Below are 3124 nucleotides of genomic sequence, written 5' to 3'. Positions count from 1 at the left end.
CAGAGGTGATAGGGTAAAGTTAGAAAATGCTGACTGGTGTAAAAATTGTGGAATTTGTATTTCTGTCTGCCCGACCAATGTTTTGATTAAAGGCAGGGATAGAGTAAAAATTGATGACTTAGAGAAGTGTATTGGCTGTCAAAACTGTGAGTTAATTTGTCCTGACTTTGTACTGAAGGTGGTGACTCAAGATGAAAACTAAAATATTTAAACCTAAAAAAAGTGCTGTACTTACCCAAGGAAATCAAGCTGTTGTGGAAGGAGCTCTGGCAGCAGGAGTTGAATTTTTTGCTGGTTATCCAATTACTCCTGCCTCTGAAATAGCAGAAGGATTTGCTAGAGAGCTTCCCCAAATTGGTGGGAAATTCTTGCAGATGGAAGATGAAATAGCTGGTATGGCAGCGGTAATTGGCGCTTCGTTGGCTGGCAAAAAGGCTATTACTGCTACCAGTGGACCTGGTTTTGCTTTAAAACAAGAAAACTTGGGTTTTGCAACGATGATTGAAGTGCCAGTAGTTGTGGTAAATGTGCAGCGGGTTGGACCCTCAACTGGACTGCCAACAGCTCCTTCTCAAGGTGATGTAATGCAGACTCGTTGGGGAAGAAATGGTGATCAAGAAATAATTGCACTTGCTCCATCTTCGGTTGCAGAAAGTTATGAATTAACAATTAAAGCCGTAAATTTAAGTGAAAAATTTAGGCAGCCGGTAGTTTTGCTTTTGGATGAAGTAATTGGACATTTAAGAGAGAAAATTCATTTAAAAAGTAAAGAAGAAATTGAAATATATAATCGAAAAAAGCCCGAATCAAATCAAAATTCAGATCAATTTTTACCCTATCAATTAACAGATGATTTAATACCTCCAATGGCTGATTATGGTAGTGGTTTCAAGTACCATACCAGTGGACTTTTTCATGATCAAAGTGGTTTTCCAGATGGTAAAAAAGAAACTGCTAAATTCATGCAGGACCGTTTGCATAATAAGCTCCATAATAATCTAGATCAAATAATTTTTTATGAAAAAAATATTAGAAGTGATGACAATGCCGCTGTTTTAAGTTATGGTTCAGCTGCCAGGGCTGCAATAAGTACGGTTAATACAGCCCGCAAAGATAATCTTAAAGCCGGTTGGTTTAAACTTCAGACTATCTGGCCCTTTGCAGAAGAAGCGGTTGCAGAGCTTGCAGCTCAGGTAGATACAATTATTGTTCCTGAGCTTAATCAGGGACAGCTGATTAGAGAAGTTAAAAAAGCTGCTGCCGGCAGAGCTAAAGTTATTGGAATAAACTCTTATGCGGGAGATTTAATTAGACCTGAAGAAATTAGGGCACTGCTGGAGGAGGTATTATAATGGATTTTGAAAAATATTTAAGAATCGATAAACTTCCCCATATCTGGTGTCCTGGTTGTGGTCATGGAACGATTTTAAACTCATTTATTAGAGCTTTTGCTGAAAGTGGTTTAGATCAGGATAAAACAGTTGTAATTTCAGGTATTGGCTGTTCAGGTAGGGCAACCGGGTATCTAAATTTTGATACACTGCACACGACACACGGTAGAGCAATTGCTTTTGCTGCAGGTGTAAAAATGGCAAATCCAGGATTAAATGTAGTTGTGATGACTGGAGATGGAGATGGCTCAGCGATTGGGGGAAATCACCTGATTCATGCTGCCCGTCGAAACATTGATCTGACTGTAATTTTATTTAATAATCAAATCTATGGTATGACAGGAGGACAGTTTTCTCCGATGACTCCTACCGGTGACCAAGCCACTACAGCCCCTTATGGTAATATAGATCAAAATTTTGATCTGGCAAAATTGGTAGAAGGAGCGGGAGGGGGGTTTATAGCGAGAGGAGCAACACATGATCCAAGACAGCTAAAAAAAATATATCTAGCTGCTTTAAAACACAAGGGGTTTTCTTTTGTAGAAAGCTTTTCTCAATGTCCAGTCAGCTATGGCCGCCAGAATAAGGCTGGTGATGCTGTAGAAATGCTTAAAAAACAGCAGGAAGATACAGTTAGCTTTAAAAAGTGGCAGGAACTTAGCTTTGAAGAAAAACAGGGGAAATATCCTCTTGGAATTTTAAAAGAAGTTGAAAATCCTGAAAGCGAATATACAGAGTCTTACCAAAAAATTATAAAGAAATTAAAAAAAGAGGAGGCTTTCTAATGAGCAGATATGAAATCAGATTAAGCGGCGCCGGTGGTCAGGGAATGATTTTAGCTGGAATAATTCTAGCAGAATCAGGTGTTATGGTTGATGATTTAAATGTAAGCCAGAGCCAATCCTATGGACCTGAATCACGTGGAGGTGCAAGCAGAGCTGAAGTTGTTTTTGATGAAGATCAGATTGATTTCCCTAAAGTTATAAAACCTGATTTTTTAGTTTGCTTAACTCAGGAAGCTTTTAATCAGTATGGAGAAGATTTAAAAAATTATGGTGTTATAATTGCTGACAGCAGAATTGATACAACAAAATTAAAAGATAAACTAAAAAATAATCTTTATCAGCTTAATATTTTAGATCTGGCAGCAAATAAAATTGGAAAAGAAATTTCAGCTAATATGGTTGTATTAGGAATAATTGCTAAAATAATTCAAAAAAAAATACCTGTAGAATTTATCAAAAAAGCAATCATAGAGAAAGTTCCACCACAAACAGTTGATGATAATATGGAGGCCTTTGAACTTGGTTTTCAATTAAAACTAGATAAAAGGAGTTATGCTTATGGGAGAATATAAAAATGATAAACAGAACCAGAATAAGTTATCTGACTTAAAAAAAGCAGAAAAAAATTGGAAAGAAAACAAATATCAAAAAACTGTTGACCGTTTTGGTTTAAGAAAAGATAAATTTTCATTTGATTCAGATAAAGAAGTAAAAGCATTATATACTCCTTTAGATTTAAAAAATATTGATTATCAAAAAGATATTTCATTTCCGGGTGAATTTCCTTATACTCGAGGAGTTTATCCAACAATGTATCGCTCTCGTCTTTGGACAATGAGGCAGTATTCGGGTTATGGAACAGCTGAAGAAACAAATCAGCGTTTTAAATATCTTTTAGATCAAGGACAAACAGGACTGAGCGTGGCTTTTGATCTCCCAACCCAAATT

Annotated in this window: 5 protein-coding genes; all 5 read left to right on the top strand. The window is 36.5% G+C overall.

Annotated elements, in window-relative coordinates; translation table 11 throughout:
• Positions 1 to 202: 4Fe-4S binding protein (locus tag CI949_RS19230; protein WP_290769405.1), on the top strand; the 202-nt coding region annotated here is incomplete at its 5' end.
• Complete coding sequence (locus CI949_RS19225; protein ID WP_134059504.1) at positions 192 to 1352, top strand: 2-oxoacid:acceptor oxidoreductase subunit alpha; 1161 nt, start codon at positions 192 to 194, stop codon at positions 1350 to 1352. The genes CI949_RS19230 and CI949_RS19225, both read left to right, overlap by 11 nt.
• The gene (locus tag CI949_RS19220; RefSeq protein ID WP_134059506.1) at positions 1352 to 2176 is read left to right on the top strand and encodes a thiamine pyrophosphate-dependent enzyme; all 825 of its coding nucleotides are present in this window, start codon (positions 1352 to 1354) and stop codon (positions 2174 to 2176) included. The genes CI949_RS19225 and CI949_RS19220 overlap by 1 nt, the downstream gene beginning before the upstream one ends.
• Positions 2176 to 2748 carry a 2-oxoacid:acceptor oxidoreductase family protein gene (locus CI949_RS19215; protein ID WP_290769398.1) on the top strand — a complete coding sequence of 191 codons (573 nt, stop codon included), beginning with the start codon at positions 2176 to 2178 and terminating at the stop codon, positions 2746 to 2748. Before CI949_RS19220 ends, CI949_RS19215 begins: the two co-directional genes overlap by 1 nt.
• On the top strand, positions 2735 to 3124 hold a 390-nt coding region (locus CI949_RS19210), incomplete at its 3' end, for a methylmalonyl-CoA mutase family protein (RefSeq protein ID WP_290769396.1). The genes CI949_RS19215 and CI949_RS19210, both read left to right, overlap by 14 nt.

It is taken from the genome of Halanaerobium sp., assembly GCF_003070835.1.
The sequence above is the reverse complement of the archived record's forward strand: the minus strand, read 5'-3'. Positions and strand labels throughout refer to the sequence as shown.